The organism is Paenibacillus lautus (genome assembly GCF_050482385.1).
GTDB classification, from domain to species: Bacteria; Bacillota; Bacilli; order Paenibacillales; family Paenibacillaceae; genus Paenibacillus_AQ; species Paenibacillus_AQ lautus_B.
On the sequence record NZ_JBCNHV010000030.1, the window covers coordinates 67,460 to 84,572 of the forward strand.

At 47.9% G+C, this 17,113-nt stretch carries 14 protein-coding genes and 1 pseudogene; 14 read left to right on the forward strand and 1 reads right to left on the reverse strand.

The genetic code is table 11. The features are described 5' to 3' along the window. Nucleotides 1-166: 166 nt before the first annotated feature. The 14 genes and pseudogenes from sufC (at nucleotide 167) to ABEW73_RS31475 (ending at nucleotide 15,888) form a co-directional block, all read left to right on the forward strand. Nucleotides 167-994: a Fe-S cluster assembly ATPase SufC gene (gene sufC / locus ABEW73_RS31410; protein WP_430168696.1), complete on the forward strand. Its 828-nt coding sequence runs from the start codon at nucleotides 167-169 to the stop codon at nucleotides 992-994. Nucleotides 995-1,011: 17 nt separating this feature from the next. Beyond that, a complete protein-coding gene (gene sufD / locus ABEW73_RS31415; RefSeq protein WP_430168699.1) occupies nucleotides 1,012-2,328 on the forward strand; it encodes a Fe-S cluster assembly protein SufD in 1,317 nt (438 codons plus the stop codon). 15 nt (nucleotides 2,329-2,343) lie between these two features. Beyond that, on the forward strand, nucleotides 2,344-3,741 hold the full coding sequence (gene sufB, locus ABEW73_RS31420) for a Fe-S cluster assembly protein SufB (protein ID WP_430168701.1): 1,398 nt from the start codon (nucleotides 2,344-2,346) through the stop codon (nucleotides 3,739-3,741). 64 nt (nucleotides 3,742-3,805) lie between these two features. After that, nucleotides 3,806-4,555, forward strand: coding sequence for a 2,3-diphosphoglycerate-dependent phosphoglycerate mutase (gene gpmA, locus ABEW73_RS31425; RefSeq protein WP_430168704.1), 750 nt, complete (start codon nucleotides 3,806-3,808; stop codon nucleotides 4,553-4,555). A 245-nt stretch (nucleotides 4,556-4,800) separates the two neighbouring features. Beyond that, nucleotides 4,801-6,120: pseudogene (locus ABEW73_RS31430) on the forward strand (MDR family MFS transporter); the annotation flags it as partial. A gap of 117 nt (nucleotides 6,121-6,237) precedes the next feature. Continuing rightward, complete coding sequence (locus ABEW73_RS31435) at nucleotides 6,238-6,732, forward strand: MarR family transcriptional regulator (RefSeq protein ID WP_430168707.1); 495 nt, start codon at nucleotides 6,238-6,240, stop codon at nucleotides 6,730-6,732. Nucleotides 6,733-7,539: 807 nt separating this feature from the next. Further along, nucleotides 7,540-9,288: an ABC transporter substrate-binding protein gene (locus ABEW73_RS31440; RefSeq protein WP_430168710.1), complete on the forward strand. Its 1,749-nt coding sequence runs from the start codon at nucleotides 7,540-7,542 to the stop codon at nucleotides 9,286-9,288. Nucleotides 9,289-9,387: 99 nt separating this feature from the next. Continuing rightward, nucleotides 9,388-10,341: an ABC transporter permease gene (locus ABEW73_RS31445; protein ID WP_430168713.1), complete on the forward strand. Its 954-nt coding sequence runs from the start codon at nucleotides 9,388-9,390 to the stop codon at nucleotides 10,339-10,341. Between the two features lie 66 nt (nucleotides 10,342-10,407). Continuing rightward, complete coding sequence (opp4C, locus tag ABEW73_RS31450) at nucleotides 10,408-11,292, forward strand: oligopeptide ABC transporter permease (RefSeq protein WP_430168852.1); 885 nt, start codon at nucleotides 10,408-10,410, stop codon at nucleotides 11,290-11,292. 7 nt (nucleotides 11,293-11,299) lie between these two features. After that, nucleotides 11,300-12,283, forward strand: a complete 984-nt coding sequence (locus ABEW73_RS31455) for an ABC transporter ATP-binding protein (RefSeq protein ID WP_430168716.1) — start codon at nucleotides 11,300-11,302, stop codon at nucleotides 12,281-12,283. Then, a complete protein-coding gene (locus tag ABEW73_RS31460) occupies nucleotides 12,276-13,241 on the forward strand; it encodes an ABC transporter ATP-binding protein (protein WP_430168720.1) in 966 nt (321 codons plus the stop codon). Before ABEW73_RS31455 ends, ABEW73_RS31460 begins: the two co-directional genes overlap by 8 nt. Before the next feature lie 145 nt (nucleotides 13,242-13,386). Beyond that, nucleotides 13,387-13,791 carry an ArsR/SmtB family transcription factor gene (locus ABEW73_RS31465; protein ID WP_430168723.1) on the forward strand — a complete coding sequence of 135 codons (405 nt, stop codon included), beginning with the start codon at nucleotides 13,387-13,389 and terminating at the stop codon, nucleotides 13,789-13,791. A gap of 115 nt (nucleotides 13,792-13,906) precedes the next feature. Beyond that, nucleotides 13,907-14,458: an OsmC family protein gene (locus ABEW73_RS31470; RefSeq protein ID WP_430168726.1), complete on the forward strand. Its 552-nt coding sequence runs from the start codon at nucleotides 13,907-13,909 to the stop codon at nucleotides 14,456-14,458. 875 nt (nucleotides 14,459-15,333) lie between these two features. Beyond that, nucleotides 15,334-15,888 (forward strand): hypothetical protein, encoded by a 555-nt coding sequence (locus ABEW73_RS31475; protein WP_430168729.1) that lies wholly within the window; start codon nucleotides 15,334-15,336, stop codon nucleotides 15,886-15,888. A 473-nt stretch (nucleotides 15,889-16,361) separates the two neighbouring features. Here ABEW73_RS31475 and ABEW73_RS31480 read toward each other — a convergent pair whose 3' ends face one another. Next, entirely contained in the window at nucleotides 16,362-16,937 is a 576-nt protein-coding gene (locus ABEW73_RS31480) for an NAD(P)H oxidoreductase (RefSeq protein ID WP_430168855.1), read from the reverse strand. Nucleotides 16,938-17,113 lie beyond the last annotated feature (176 nt).

Genomic DNA, 17,113 nt, shown 5'->3' on the forward strand with positions numbered 1-17,113 from the left:
GCATTACCTGATATCTAGTCAAGGAATCCCGGGACTTTTGCTTTCCATGACTGGTATATTCATAGTGTTTTCTCAAAACAATATTGACAATGAGAATCATTATCACATAATATGTTTACTAGTAAACAAAATAAGAGCAACGCATATAAAAAGGAGTGACGATGAAATGACAGTGAGTCTGCGAATAGAACAATTGAAGGCGGCAGTTGAAGGTAAGGAAATCTTGAAAGGTCTGAGCCTTGCGGTAAATGGCGGAGAAATTCATGTCGTAATGGGACCGAATGGAACAGGGAAGAGTACATTGGCCTCCGCTTTGATGGGGCACCCCAAGTACGAAGTAACGGAGGGAAGGGTTACGCTGAACGGAGAAGATCTGCTGGAGATGGAAGTGGATGAAAGGGCCCGGGCAGGATTGTTTCTGGCCATGCAATATCCGAGTGAGATCACGGGGGTCACGAATTCCGATTTCATGCGTAGTGCGATCAATGCCAAACGTGAAGAAGGCCAGGAAATCTCGTTGATCAAATTTGTGCGGATGATGGAAGCAAGCATGCAGACGCTGGAGATGAACCCGGAATTTATGCATCGTTACTTGAACGAGGGCTTTTCCGGTGGGGAGAAAAAGCGAAATGAGATTTTGCAAATGATGATGCTCGAGCCGTCATTGGTCATTTTGGATGAAATCGACTCCGGTCTGGACATTGATGCCCTGCGCATCGTTGCTGAAGGGGTCAACGCTTTGCGCAGTACAGATCGAGGATTCTTAATTATCACGCACTATCAGCGACTTCTTAATTATATCAAGCCGGACTTTGTACATGTGATGATGCAAGGAACCATCGTTAAGTCCGGGGGCCCGGAATTAGCGGAGCGGTTAGAAGCAGACGGATATGAGTGGATCAAAGAAGAACTGGGTATTACAGAGGAAGCGGCGGCGCCGGATGAAGAAGAGCCGTTTCAAATTCCGATGCAGACCAAGTCACCGCGCATCTGAAAGGGGGGAGCCATAACATGACAATGAACAGTGCAGAGAACCAGGTATCAGGGCAACTTCAATATGAAGCAGAACCGGATTGGTTGACCATGTTGAGGAAGAGAGGCTTGGATGCCGTCAGCACCCTGCAGCTGCCCAAGTTGGAAAAGACTAATCTGCAGCGGTGGCCATTACGGCAGCTAGGGATATGCCGTAAGCCAGAGCAGGTAAAGTCCCTCGATGAATTGCCGGAAACCATCAGGAAATGGGTGTACTCGGACAATGTGCTGGTACAGCGAAATTCGGGCCCATTAATTAAGTGCTTGTCAGAAGGACTTCAGAAGCAAGGCATTATTCTGACCGATCTGGAAACAGCAGCAAGGCAGTATCCGGAACTTGTAAAGCCTTATTTCATGCAAGCCGTGCAGACTGAAGAGAATCTGCTTACTGCGCAGCATGCCGCGCACTGGAGCGGCGGAGCCTTTATTTACATTCCTGAGGGGGTTCAGGTAGAGACCCCGCTGCAGACGCTTTGTTTTGTAGACGAACCCGATACGCTCTTTATGCCGCATGTTTTAGTGGTAGCCGAGGAGCGTAGTACCGTAACGCTGGTGGAGAATACCATGTCCTCATTAGATCAGAGTGTGGCTGTGAATCAAGCCGTTATGGAAGTATTCGTTGGCGAAAGTGCAAAAGTCAATGTCGTGTCATTGCACCAACTGGAAAGAGACGTGATCGACCTGACTTATCGGCGCGCAATCGTTGAACAAGACGGAAGTGTGAATTGGTTGAATGGCGAAATGAATTGGGGCAACTCGATGAGCGATACGGCATCCATACTCAAAGGCGAAGGGGCACGTTCGGATATAAAGTCAATCTTGGTGGGATCCGGCAAGCAGATCATGAATATTACAGCCCGGACGGTCCATTATGGCAAGAATTCGCCAAGCGATATGGTTATCCGAGCGGTGATGAGAGAGCAGTCAACCGCAATATTGAATGGAATCACCAAAATTGAGAAGGGAGCAAGCGGGGCGAACGGACAGCAGACAGAAAAAATATTAATGCTGCATCCCGACGCGCGCGGCGACGCCAATCCGATCCTGTTGATTGATGAAGACGATGTGAAAGCCGGACACGCCGCCAGCGTCGGACAAGTGAATCCGGAACAACTGTACTATATGATGTCCAGAGGCATTAGCCGCGTAGAGGCTGAGCGGCTAATCGTGTATGGTTTCCTCGCTCCCGTTGTGGCCGAAGTACCGCTGGAAGGTGTAGCCAATCAGATGCAAGCGCTCGTGGAACATAAGCTGGGGCAAATCAAGAACATAGATCAAGCAAGCATATCCGAATAAGGAGGATGACAACATATGGCCAAGGAAATGGTGGAGCTGGGAGAATATCAGTATGGCTTCAAAGATGCGCATCAAGCGGTGTTTCAATCCGGCAAAGGACTAACTCGTGAGATTGTTGCCACCATATCGGAGATGAAGGGCGAACCCGGCTGGATGCTCGACTTTCGTCTGAAGTCGCTGGAACTGTTCCAAAGTATGCCGATGCCTGCATGGGGCGGCGATCTGCGAACACTGGACTTCAATGATATTCAATATTATGTCAAGCCTTCCGAGAAGCAGGGGAAAACCTGGGAGGAAGTGCCGATTGAGATTAAGCAAACCTTTGACAAACTTGGCATACCGGAAGCGGAACAAAAGTATCTTGCCGGTGTGTCGGCCCAGTATGAATCCGAAGTCGTGTATCACAGCATCCAGAAAGACCTAGAGGAGCAAGGGGTCATCTTCACAGACACGGATTCGGCGCTGCGCGAGCACCCGGATCTACTGCGCCCATATTTTGGCACCATTGTTCCGCCGAGCGATAACAAATTTGCCGCACTTAACAGCGCGGTATGGTCAGGAGGAAGTTTTGTCTATGTTCCGAAAGGGGTAAAATGCGAGGTCCCATTGCAAGCTTACTTCCGCATCAATTCGGAGAACATGGGACAATTCGAAAGGACGCTCATCATTACGGAAGAGGACAGCTTTGTGCATTATGTAGAAGGCTGTACGGCACCGATTTACAGCACGAACTCGTTACATAGTGCCGTTGTAGAAATCATCAGTAAGCGAAATTCCCGTGCGCGGTATACAACTATTCAAAATTGGGCACCCAATATTTACAACATGGTGACAAAGCGGGCGATAGCCGAAGAAAACGCAACAATGGAATGGGTGGACGGCAATATTGGCTCCAAACTGACGATGAAATACCCTTCCGTAGTGTTAAAAGGCCGTGGAGCCAAGGGTTCGGTACTCTCGATTGCGGTCGCTGGCAAAGGGCAGCATCAAGATGCCGGGGCCAAAATGATTCACCTGGCCCCGCACACGACTTCGACCATCATATCAAAATCGATCAGCAAGCATGGTGGTAAAGTAACGTACCGCGGTCTGGCTTCCTTCGGACGCAAAGCTTCAGGAGCCAAATCGAACATCAAATGCGACACGCTCATTCTCGATAATGAGTCCACGTCGGATACAATCCCTTATAACGAGATCATGAACGACAATGTCACGCTTGAGCACGAGGCGACCGTCTCCAAGGTATCCGAGGACCAGCTCTTCTACTTGATGAGCCGTGGCCTGTCTGAAGACGAAGCGACCCAGATGATCGTGATGGGCTTCATCGAGCCGTTTACAAAAGAACTGCCCATGGAATATGCAGTTGAAATGAACAGGCTCATTAAGCTGGAGATGGAAGGCAGTATAGGGTAAGCTCTATCATCTGTCCAGAATTATGGGGTTGGCAACCGAGTTCATCAGGAAGGATGGGAGAAAGATGCATAAATTGGTTTTGATTAGACATGGAGAAAGTCTGTGGAACAAAGCGAATTTATTTACGGGCTGGATGGATGTAAACTTGTCGGATAAAGGCATTCAAGAGGCTTTACATGCCGGCAGATTACTTAAGGAAGAACAGTTCGTATTTGATGTAGCTTACACCTCATATTTGAAGCGAGCGATTAAAACACTAGATTATGTGCTGGAAGAAATGGATTTGCTGTGGATCCCTGTATATAAAACATGGCAGCTTAATGAGCGCCATTATGGTGCACTTCAAGGTTTAAGCAAAACCACCACCGCTGAGAAATATGGAGAAGCGCAGGTTCAATTATGGCGTAGAAGCTATGATGTGCTGCCTCCTGCGTTGACAAAGGACGATGCCCGTTATCCGAGATACGATATTAAATATCGCGACATTGATGACGAGCTTATCCCGTTAACGGAAAGCCTCAAGGAAACGGTTGTTCGGGTTAGGGATTATTGGGATAAGGAAATTGCACCGCAGATCAAAGCCGGTAAAAATGTCATTATCGCTGCACATGGCAATAGTCTACGGGCATTAATCATGTTTCTGGAAAATCTCAGCTCAAAAGAGATTATTGATTTGAACGTTCCAACGGGTATTCCGCTTGTATATAATCTTGATGACCGACTACATCCGGTTCAGAGATATTACCTAGGAAGCGAGAAGCATATCGAAAGTAAGATCAAGCAGGTTGCCGAGCCAGACAAGATTATGGAATAAGGGCATGAATTGGATTGAAACCTGCCGCTAATGCGTGTAGATTTATTATTTTGGTTAACTAGTAAACAATGTAAGTGAGGGGCGGTGGAACCTGCTATGAAACAAACGAATTTAATGAACACACAAGAGCAACAAACTCAGAAGCCCCTAAAGCTTATACCATTAATTGTAGCGATTTTCATGGGAAACTTCCTTTCGCTGTTGAATAGCAATACGATTAATATAGCTTTGCCGGTCTTGCAAAAGAATTTGCAACCGACTTAAGTGTTGTGCAATGGACACTGACAGGCTTCATGTTGGCGCTCGGGACCTTCGCGCCTACAGCTGGCTATTTCGGCCAACGCTTCAGTTATAAGCGATTGTATATTTTCGCCTTGCTTGGCATGACGGTTGCTTCCGTACTGTGCGCCTTGTCTTGGAACGCGTCGATGCTGATCGCCTTCCGCATTGTTCAGGGCGCGTTCTGCGGTATTATAGTGCCGGCGTCGATGACCATGATATTTCAAATCATCCCCAGGCACCAGCAGTCTGTCACCATGAGCATCTGGATCGCAGCTTCGATCGTGGCGCCAGCCATTGGACCGACTTACGCAGGTTGGCTTATCCAGCACGGCTCCTGGCAGTGGCTCTTCTGGACCAATGTGCCGCTTGGCGTGCTTGCGATCGTTGTTGCCGTTTTCTTCATTCCTTACTATCGTCTGAAAGTACCGAAGGGTTTCGATGTATGGGGGCTTCTGACGGTCATCGCCGCAAGTTCGCTGCTGTTGATCACGTTGTCGCAAGGCTCCGGTTGGGGATGGGGCTCGGCCCGTACGCTGCTTTGTCTGGGAGGCGGGCTATTGGCGTTAGCACTGTTTCTTTGGCGCGAGATGTCAATCGACACGCCGCTTCTACAGCTCAAAGTATTTCTGAATCGGCGATTCACGTCGACGGTGATATTGCTGTGTATCGTGATGATCAACTTTTTTTCGGGCATGCTCCTCGTTCCCGTTTTCTTGCAAAATGTTCAGGGACATTCGCCACTTGATTCGGGGATGATTCTGTTACCAGCTACATGTGCCATGGCGATTATGTCCTTGGTTGTCGGTCGGCTGTACAAAGTGGTTGGCCCCATGCCGCTACTGCTTGTTGGCGTACTGTTGATGGCCGCAGGAAATTTGCCGCTAGCGTGGCTGAAAATCGACAGCTCATCTGCATATACGCTCTTGTGGATGACGGTCCGCAGTCTAGGTCTCGCCCTGGTGCTGATGCCGGCGACGACGGCCGGGATGGAGGAGATTTCCCACGAATATATCGGACACGCCTCCTCCATTCAGAACTGGCTGCGGAATGTATTCGTATCGTTCGGTGTGGCTCTATTCACCACGCTGCTATCTTCACGTACGGCTGACCACGCCGCAAGGCTGACCGATGGGGAAGTCGGACCGAACTTGGCCCACCTGTCCACAACGATGGGCATCAACGATTTGAACATTTTATCAACGCTTATTGTCCTGCTGGCACTACCATTTGTCTTTGCAATTCGCAAAGCGCGGCAGAAGGAACGGGGAACCAGCGGAGCCTAAAGCGATCCCGTGCGTTAATCATCTCGTATCCTTGGTAGAGGAACGTTGCTCTCTGGTATCGGAACATGATACGATTGTTTCTCGGTTAACTATATTCTATGTTACGAAAGGTACGAGATGATGAATACATTGGAGACGATCAAATGGCTGGTCCATGATCAGGTTGTTCATTTTGTGCATCTGAGCGAGCAAAGGATCGAATCGGAGCAGGACAAGATTTTTCGTTATGCACAGGAGCAGCAATTGGAGTCGATCCCGCGTCATTTGACTAGCGTGCACGTCATCGACTGCATCGGCAAAAACGAGCCGATCAACAATACGGCGCTTGCAGAGAAGATGGACTTGTCCAAGGCCGGTATTACGAAGATCAGCGTGAAGCTGTTGGAGGAAGGTTATATCCATCGACGGCAACTGAATGATAATAAGAAGGAAGTCTACTTTAGCCTGACGGAGAAGGGCAGACGGGTTTTTGAGCTCCATCAACAGCTTCACATGCTGGAGGAGGAGAGGTTTATGCAGCTGCTTGAGCCGTTTAAGGAAGCGGAATTACACGTTATTCTGCGTTTTCTGCAAAGCGTATCCTCGCATTGGGCTGACAAAGAGACGGAGTAGGCGAGCGGCCGCCTGGCGTTGGTAAGTGCCAGTGCCAATCGCAGGGCCACTAACAATGGGAGTGTGATTGTCCTGAGTATCGCCGACACAATTCGGGAGATAAGAGAGCATTCGTATTGTTACAAAAGTGTCCCCATTCCTGTCGGACGAGAAGAACATAATATCTTGAAAGTCACATTAAATGTGGCTTTTTTTATTTTTAAGCATATCCTCGACAGTCTTTATTCCGTATTTAAGTGCTGTTGGGATGCAAAACGACTTGCAAAAGCCACGGGGAAAGATTTTTTTAAAAAAATTAAATGCTCGAACCGTACGTGAAATACTAAATTTGACTGATATGGAAGACTCAACATTTGGACCAATAGCGTTCCATTCGGATTAGCGGAAAGCCGCGGTGCCCAATAGGTCATCGATGCAAAAACGGATTCTGAACTCAGGGATTGAACGGAGCGCGCACATTCGATTTTCTTCCTATCACGAAGCATGTCGTGCCATTCGAAAACGGGGATGAAAGAACATGTATGGATTGATGAAGTCCATCGTAAGCGTTGAAACAGCGAAGAAGATATGATATCCAACATTTGAACAAATGCTGGCCAATCTAAGGCCAGCATTGTAATGTTCAAAAGCCGCCAGAATGTTTCTGTTTAGACAGAAACACGCGGAAGTTAGCTATTTACAGAATCCATAACGCTGGCTAAAATGATCTTACTGATGCATCAGTCTGGCCATAAATCCTAGTTATCCTATTTGAATTATTATTTTACTTGGAAGATGGGTTTCTAAAAATAGACAAAGGTGGTTTCTATGAGAAAACAACGATATTCCGGATTGTTATGGTTAGGGTTATTGACGCTATTCCTAATACTGTCTGCTTGCTCCTCCGAATCTGCCAACAACGAGCCTGAGGCGTCGCCGCCTTCAACTCCCCAAGCGACTGCCTCCAGTGAGCCGGCTGAGCAGGGGACGGAGGGCCATTTACTCGAAGCACCCTTGGCCGCAACCGATTTAAACAAGCTCCCGGACAGGGCGAAACAGCGCAATGATGCGATTATCGTGACTTTGGTGAATCCGAGCGGGGCCTTCACGCCATACTTCACCCAAGTGGGCTATGACGGGAACGTCAACTCTGTCCTGTACACCCCGCTTGTCCGCGTCGATACCGACGGTTTGCCGATTCCGGGTCTCGCGGAGAAATGGGACATTTCCGAGGATAAGCTGACTTATACGTATTATCTTCGCGAAGGGCTGAAGTACAGCGACGGTTCCCCCATGACAACCGAGGACGTGGAATTTACATGGACCTTGCTTCATGATCCGTCGTATGACGGCCTCAACAGCGTGGTGGAGGCGAAGATCAAAGGCGGTCAAGCCTACAAGGACGGCAAAGCGGATTCCATTGAAGGCATTCAAATTATCGATGATCGAACCATTTCCGTGACGCTGGAAGAGACCAACGCAACGGCGTTGACTGTGCTTGGCGGACCCATATTGTCCAAAGCGTACTATGGCAAGGATTATCAGTTCGGCAACCTGGATTATATTAAGAACCTGCACGCCAATCCGATCACGAACGGACCTTACAAGCTGGAGAAGTTCATTCCGGGCCAAGAAGTGCGTTTTGTCGCCAATGAACACTATGTGTTAGGCAAACCGAAAACCGAATATTTCATCTACAAGACGACGGAGGGCGACACTTGGCAGTTTATCGAAACCGGGGAAGTCGACTATGGCAGCTTCGCGGCTACGACGGATAACATCGAGAAATTGAAAGCCCTCGGCTTCTTGAACCTGATTCCGTCCACGGCCAGCAACTACGGCTATAATCAATTCAATCTGGAGAGGGATTCATTGAAAGACAAGCGGGTTCGCCAAGCCTTGACTTACGGTCTGAATCGTCAGCTGATTTACGTGGATTCCAGGCAAGGGGCTGCATCGATCGCCAACATTCCATCATCTCCGATTCTGTGGTCCTATACCGAGGAAGATATCAACCCGTATCCCTATGATCCGGAGAAAGCTAAACAATTGCTGGACGAAGCAGGCTGGACGGTCGGCGCAGACGGCATTCGGGAAAAGGACGGGGTCAAGCTCCGTATTAACTATTTGGGATCGAAGAGCCCGAATACCGATATTTTCATTGCCGTCGCCAAAGAGAACTATCAAGAAATCGGGGTTGATTTCGTGCCTGAGCAATTCCCGGATTTCAACACGCTTGTATCCAAGGTCAATAGCGGCGATTATGATATGGCTTCATTCTCGACGACGATTATCAGCGATCCTTCGCAAGGGGTGGAGCGGTTCATCAAAGGAGAAACGAAGGGCTATGACAATCCGCGCATCGAAGAGCTCTACGCCCAGGGTCTTGCTACTGGCGACGTCGAAGAGCGTAAAGCGATTTACCACGAAATGTTCAAAATATTGAATGACGAATTGCCGATCATGTTTACCAACTATACGAAATCCGTCATCGCGATCAACGGACGCATCGGCGGTTTTGAGTTGAACCCGCTCGCGGGTATCGCATTCAGCTTGCCGGGATGGAATTTGCAATAGGCGAGCTGGCAGCTGGAGGGAAGATTAGACAGCTCTATCAAAGAAGACATCTCTTGCCTGAACCCATCAGGCAAGGAGATGACTGATGAAGGAGAGAACATGAGAACCTATTTGCTCCGAAGATGCTTGTACATGCTCTTGATATTAATTGGAGCGTCCTTGTTAATCTTTATCCTGTACTCCTTAACGCCAGGCGACTATGTCGACAACAACTTGAGTTTGAGCGATGAGCGCAAAGCGGAACTAAGGGAAATCCACGGGTTGAACAAACCTGTCATTGAACGATACGTGAACTGGATGGCCAACATTTTCAAAGGCGATTTCGGTTATTCTTTGGCCCAGCAGCGCCCCGTCCTGGACCTGTTTCAGGATTACATATGGAACTCCTTTCTGCTGGCTGTGGTTTCGACGTTCTTCACCTGGTTCATTGCGGTCGTCGTGGGCGTTCTTACGGCCTATAAGCAATACTCGCTGCTGGATACCCTGGTGATGATCGGCATCTTCGCCGCGATGTCGATCCCTTCGTTCTTCATCGGATTATTCCTGATCAAAGTATTCGCCGTCGATTTAAAGATTCTCCCGCCAGGTGGAATGATTACGACAGGGAGCCGGGCCGAGGGCTGGGACTACGTCGTCGAGGTAGTGCACCATATGTTGCTTCCGGCAGCCGTCATGATTTTGCTTGGCGTCGGGTCGCTCACCCGTTATTTCCGGAGCAACATGCTGGAGGTGATTCGGCAGGATTATGTCCGCACCGCCCGTGCGAAAGGGTTGAAGGAGAGAACGGTGCTGTTCCGCCACGCATTGAAAAACGCGATGCTGCCCGCGATTACGTTGATTGGCTTCGAATTGCCGGGCCTTTTCGGCGGCTCCATCATCATTGAGAAGATATTTAATTGGCCGGGCATCGGCCAGTTGTACATGCAATCCTTCACGGTTCGGGATTATCCGCTCCTCATGGGCTTTACCATGTTTTTGGCTATCTTGACGATCGTCGGGACGCTCATATCCGATATCCTCTACCACACTTCCGATCCCCGGGTCAGGCTTTAAAGAAAGGAGGAGCTACCTTTGTCGATTCCAACGACGGCAAGTCAAGCCGGAAAAGCCAGCCGAGGAATGAATGTTTCAGACTCCTTATGGAAGCAATCCACTCGGAAACTCAGGAAAAACAAGTTGGCCGTAACTGGCTTCGCCTTCATCGTGTTGATGTTTGTTGCTTGCTTTATCGGTCCCTTATTCTCGCCATATGCGGATGGTAAAATCAATCCCGCCATGATGCACCAGCCCCCCAGCGGCAAGCATTGGCTGGGAACGGACCTGCTTGGCCGCGATGTGCTGACCCGGCTCTTGCAAGCAGGCCGAATTTCGCTCACGGTCGGCCTTGCGTCCATGGCGTTGTCCATGACAATCGGGACGGTTCTCGGCGTTATCTCGGGTTATTATCGCGGAGTAGTCGATCAGTTGATCATGCGAACCGCCGATTTGTTGTTTACGATCCCGGGGCTTCCGATTCTCTTCATCATGGGGGCGTTGATGTCGGATTGGAAGGTTCCAACCGACTATCGGCTGTATCTGGTCATGCTCATGCTCAGCGTCATCGGCTGGCCCGGCGTGGCGCGGCTCGTCCGCAGCCAAATGCTGACCTTGCGGGAACGGGAGTATATGATAGCTGCCGACGTGCTAGGTCTCAGCGATAAGCGCAAGCTGTTTCGCCATCTACTGCCCAATGTCTTCCCGCTTCTGATCGTCATTGCCACACTTAGTATCGGAGGAGCGATACTGTCGGAATCGGTGCTTAGCTTCTTCGGGCTCGGGGTCATGCCCCCGACACCCACTTGGGGAAATATGATCGATGCGGCCAATAACGTCATCGATTTTGAAAAACGGCCCTGGCTGTGGATTCCGCCAGGTCTGGCGATTTTTTTGACGGTCATTGCCATCAACATTTTCGGTGACGGATTGCGGGACGTTCTCGATCCTAAACAGAATACAAGCAGGTGAACGGATAATGAATTCATTAATCGAGGTCAATCATTTAAGCACTTATTTCGAATCCGGAACCGGAACGGTCAAAGCGGTGGACGATATCAGCTTTCGCATCCGCGAAGGCGAAACGGTATGCGTCGTGGGCGAATCCGGCTGCGGCAAGAGCATCACGGCCATGTCGATCATGGGACTGGTTGAAGGGCCGCACGGGAAAGTGGTGAACGGCCGGATCCAATTCGGGGACAAGAATCTTCTAAAGGTCAGCAAAGAAGAGATGCGCCGAATTCGGGGCAACGACATCTCGATCATATTCCAGGAACCGATGTCTTCCCTGAACCCGGTCATTACGATCGGCAAGCAAATCATGGAGCCGCTTATGCTCCATCGCCAGATGAACAAAAAACAAGCCTATGCGCGAGCGCTTGAACTGATCGAGCTGGTCGGCATTTCCCGAGGGGAACAAATCGCGGGTTCCTATCCCCATCAATTGTCCGGAGGCATGCTGCAGCGGATCATGATTGCGATTGCGATCTCGTGCGGCCCCAAGCTGTTGATCGCAGACGAACCGACGACGGCATTGGACGTTACCATCCAGGCGCAGGTACTGGAAACGCTGAGGGAAAGCAAAGAGCAATCCAATATGTCGATCCTGCTGATTACGCACGATCTTGGTGTGGTGGCCGAGATGGCGGATTATGTCATCGTCATGTACGCGGGGAAAATCGTCGAGGAGGGAGACGTCGAGGAAATCTTCGACCGTCCGAAACATCCTTACACGAAGGGATTGCTGAAATCCAAACCGATCCTCGGCCAGCGCTCGGACCTGTTGTACTCCATCCCAGGCCAGGTACCCAATCCGCTTGAACTGACGGAATCCTGCTATTTTCATGATCGCTGTGAAAGCTGCATGGCCATCTGCCGATCCCGGCAGCCGTCATTAAGAGAGGTGGAGCCCGGTCACAGGACGGCCTGTTGGTTGTATGAAGAGGAGGCGCGGCATGAGTGAAGCATTGCTGGAAGTACGACATTTAAAAAAATATTTTCCCATTACCGCCGGGCTGCTTAATCGTAACGTTGGTCACGTCAAAGCGGTCGATGATATCAGTTTGACAATTCGGGCTGGAGAAACGTTCGGCCTGGTCGGCGAATCCGGCAGCGGCAAAAGCACGGTTGGGCGCACGATACTCCGGCTTCATGAGAAAACCAGCGGGGACATCCTGTACAAAGGTATCCCGTTTCACGACCTGCCCAAATCGGAGATGCGAAAGCTCAGGCCTAAAATGCAGCTTATCTTTCAGGACCCCTACAGCTCGCTTAACCCGCGTATCCGCATCGGAGACGCAATCGGCGAAGCGCTGTTTGAACACGATTTGGCCGAAAAATCCGAGGTTCGTGGTCAGGTGCTGGATGTACTGGAAGCTTGCGGCCTGTCTGCCTATCACTACAATCGGTTTACGCACGAGTTTTCAGGCGGCCAGCGGCAGCGGATCGGCATTGCCCGCGCTCTGGTGCTGAATCCTGATTTCATAATCGCCGATGAGCCGGTATCCGCGCTTGATGTGTCCATCCAGGCACAAATCATCAATTTGTTTCAGAAACTTCAGCATAATCGCGGATTAACCTATTTGTTCATTTCGCATGACTTAAGCGTCGTGGAGCATTTGTGCAATCGCATCGGGGTGATGTATCTCGGTTCCATGATGGAAATGGCTTCGCGTGACGAACTGTTCGGCCGTCCGCTGCATCCATATACCCAAGCATTGCTATCGGCGATCCCTGTCCCGGTACCGAGGCTGAAGCGGGAGAGGATCGTGCTCAAAGGGGACATTCCGAGTCCGGCTCAACCGCCTTCTGGCTGCAAGTTCCATACACGCTGCCCTTATGCCTTGGCGCAGTGTAAGGAAGTCGTGCCCGAGTTCCGCAACGTGGGGGATGATCATTACGTGGCATGTCATCTCGTTTGAAGCGGCACGCCATCTTCGGATCCTTATGTAACTCATTGAGGATATGCCCGGAGGGCGTGTTCGGACGATGCGGAATGTTGTAAAATATGAGCGAAATGGCTGCTGGATACCGGCAGCCAGTCAATCATAAGAGGTCAAAGAAGGAGTGCAGCCCGGCAATATCTTTTATTCGTACGGAAGCCTGACCCTCTGCCATTATGCATCCAGGATCGAGTCGTATGCTGAGGAAGACGACGAGCCGTCGCTTCATTTATACCGGCTTCTTCGCAGTCTGAGCGAGAAGAGCCGTTTGCGGATTCTGCACTTTTTGCGCAGCGAACCGCGTACTTTTATCGAAGTGGTTCGACATCTTGGCATATCCAAAGGCATAACGAATGATCATATTTTCAATTTGCGCAGTGCGGGACTGCTCAACGTTCATGTCGTCGGAGAGACGGTATCGACCTATAGTTTGAGAGTGGAACGAATTCTACAAATTGAGCAGGGGCTGTTCGATTATTTGGGAATGTCCCCCAGCCTGTCATCCAATTCCGTCAATGAAATGGAATAATCAAGCAAACGAGTGTTGACCGAATCGTCGGAGACACAGCTTTAAGCAGGGATGAGCTGCTTAGCTGTGTCTTTTTTTCGTTAAAAATATCAAAATTGTAAAGGAGCGAGATAGCATGACTACATTAAATGATTATTTAGCACAAAAAAAAGCGGCGGCAGAGGCCCTGCGTTCTCAAGCGGAGCAAGACCCCAAGCCGAATACCTATTCGGCCAAGGTACAGGCGAAAGGCCGCAGCGGCGTTCGAGAAATACGTATACGCGACTTCCAAATTATCAGCGACAGCCCTGAGAATTATGCTGGATATAGCCTCGGTCCCTCATCACCTGAAATTCAGCTTGGCGTATTAGGCAGCTGCCTGACTCATATTACGTTGATTCAAGCTGCGGAACGGGGCATATCGCTGGAATCCCTTGAAGTCGAAGTCACGGGTCAGTTGCACCCGCTTGCCGGCAAACCGGGATACGAGGACATTCCCATATATCCGCATAATATCGAATATAACATTCACATCGTATCCGAAGAATCCGCCGAAACCATCACCGAGCTTCATGAAGTGGTTGAGCGCGCATGCCCGATATACAACCTCCTAAAGTATCCCCAATCCATCTCCGGTGGATTAGTGCATCGCTCGCCTGCTAGCCAGCCAGAAGGTTCTTCCTTTTAGATATGAAGGTATAGATAAATAGTCTTGACAAGTGGACACACAATTTGGTTTGTGTGTCCTTTTATGCTATAACAGGGCACAGAATAATTTATAACAAGAGCCATCTGTCTTAGAAAAAACACTTTACAGAAAGCAAACAGATTCTTATTTTATGTTATTTGATTTTTCCGCCTTATTCCTTGGAAAATCAGCATAAACGCCATTAAGAAAAATAAAATATTGACTGAACTTAAAGGCTGTTTTCCTAAAAAATCCTTAATTATAAGATAAGATTGGATAACCAAGATAATGGATGCATATAGAAAATACATATTAGATTTGTCTTTAAATTTCCGGCCAAGTGACTTTATTATCATGGTAAATGCAATGGCATAGATAGTGATTATCCCGACAAGGATAAGAGCTAAGATCGATAAGTTCAAAAAATCAGCCCCTTCATTTATTTTGAATTACATTTTATCACATAAAAAGCAAATATTGCGTCCGACGATAAGAAATATATATTGATAGTACAACTCTCTTTGGACAAGACCACTATCCTAAAGTGTTAGATAACTTGAAACAGGTTCAAATGGCGAAGCGTGTTAAAGGTTTGTTTTATAAAATGCTTCGTCCTCATTATCATTATTTATTATTAAATTAACGGGGTACGATAGTTCAATAAAGACAAGAAGAAGCGCTAAGGGCAGTTATGTATAATAAAAAGACTTCAAGATTTCATAATACAATTTTCCAAAGATGGTAGTATAATGGAGGGTAGTTGTTATTATTTCTTACCGCGTGTCTCTCCTGGCGCGCGGTATAATGATGGCTGCTGCAAGAGACACGGAGTCCACGTTAGGACAACGCGCCGTGTCCATCGGAGGTGCCGTTAGATGAAAGATGTGGAAACAAGCACAAGTAAAAAATACGTATTATTTTTGCTTATGCTTGCGCTGATAGTAGATGCAACATTGCTTTTAGTAAGTCTTAAACAATACTACTTAATCTTTGATACTTCTGGATGGAATAGTTTTATCGTATTTAATATAGTAGTACTAACTTTAATGTTATTAATATCAAAAAAAAAGATTATATGGCTTCCTATTGTCATATTATTCTTTTTATTAATAGGTTATCGGATTGCTTTTTTATTTATGGAATGGGAATACGACTATGTGGATTCACCTAAAGGAACGGAAACTCTAATTATAAAGCACCGAGTAGCAACCTTAGGCGAAAGCCATTATTCATATGAATTTTATCAAAAGTCGTTTCCTTTTCTAATGAAAAAACTACCTGAAGAAGATGTAGGAATTACGGTTTATGATCATGATTCACATCCAAATGCTGAGAGAACATTAGGATTTGATCGTCCTGTATGGCTGAATGAAAAGGAAGTCATCTTTGAATCAAAAGATGGTCGAAAGAAGATTACACTAAACAAATAATGAGCAGGGTATTAATTAAGCGTTATTTTTTATCTGCCGAAAAAAAGAACACATGACATACGTTGATAAATTGTAAGATATTTATACGGCGGTGAAACGTATCATAACTAGAATTGCTGATCATTATGCTAACGGGAGAGGTTAGTTCAATAGAAGACAAGAGAAGGCAGCCGTTTACGAGATCGGCTGCCTTTGTTTAACTGATGGGCAGGATGGTGCAGTAAAGGATACGAAGATGGTCCGATTACCGATTAGATAATGATCTAAATAGGTTTGCACAATAGTGATTTTAATGAACAGCATGAAAACCTGAAAATGGTAACAGAAACGCTGCCGGATGGAACGGCGATTTGTTACAGTTATGACGTGGTAGGTAAATCGTACGCAGAAGGTGGCGCCAGCAGTGGGCAAGAGCAAACAACAACGTACACGCATAATAACGCAAATATGATAGTTCAGACTTAACTTAAAGCTTACTGCTTGGCATAATTTAGCCCTAAGTGATGGGCTTGGTTAAGCAGCATCTCATAATGCCTGGGATTGGAATCCAAAGTCTCGTATAAAAATTCTACCTTGGAATTGGATACACCGCAATAATCTGCAATTCCCACATTGAGAAGATGCGTCATCATTTCATCATAGTTACGCTTTTTCATCTGTTCTTTCGAAACGCCCGCCAAACCAATCCACAAGACATGCTGATGATGAAGCTGATTCGAACCGTACGCAAACCCATTGTTCCATACCCGGTCAATATAACCTTTTAGCATAGCTGGCAAATGCCACCACCAAATTGGAAAAATAAATGCCAAGGCATCATACTCCTTCATTCGCCTTATTTCCATTTCTACCTGAGGGGAAAAGGACTGTTCCTCGGCTGACCAATCAGGTTCATCTACGCCTTTTAAAACAGGGTCAAAGCCAATCCCGTGTAAATCCAATATCTCATAGTCGTGGCCAGCCTCGGCAAGACCTTTTACAAAACGATCGGCAATCTTAAAAGTCAGGGAATCCTTTCTTGGGTGCGAAACAACGCTTAATACTCTCATGCTTGTATGTTCACTACCTTTCTTAACAGCTAACTCGTAGCCACGATCAATGGCTGATGCTATTATAAACAGTAACAAAATACTCTGGAAGTACGCACTTTCAAGTTCTATAGGATGGTAGAGGTGCCATAGAAACATGGAAGTGCCCTAGAAAGATGCCCTAGAAACTTACCTGA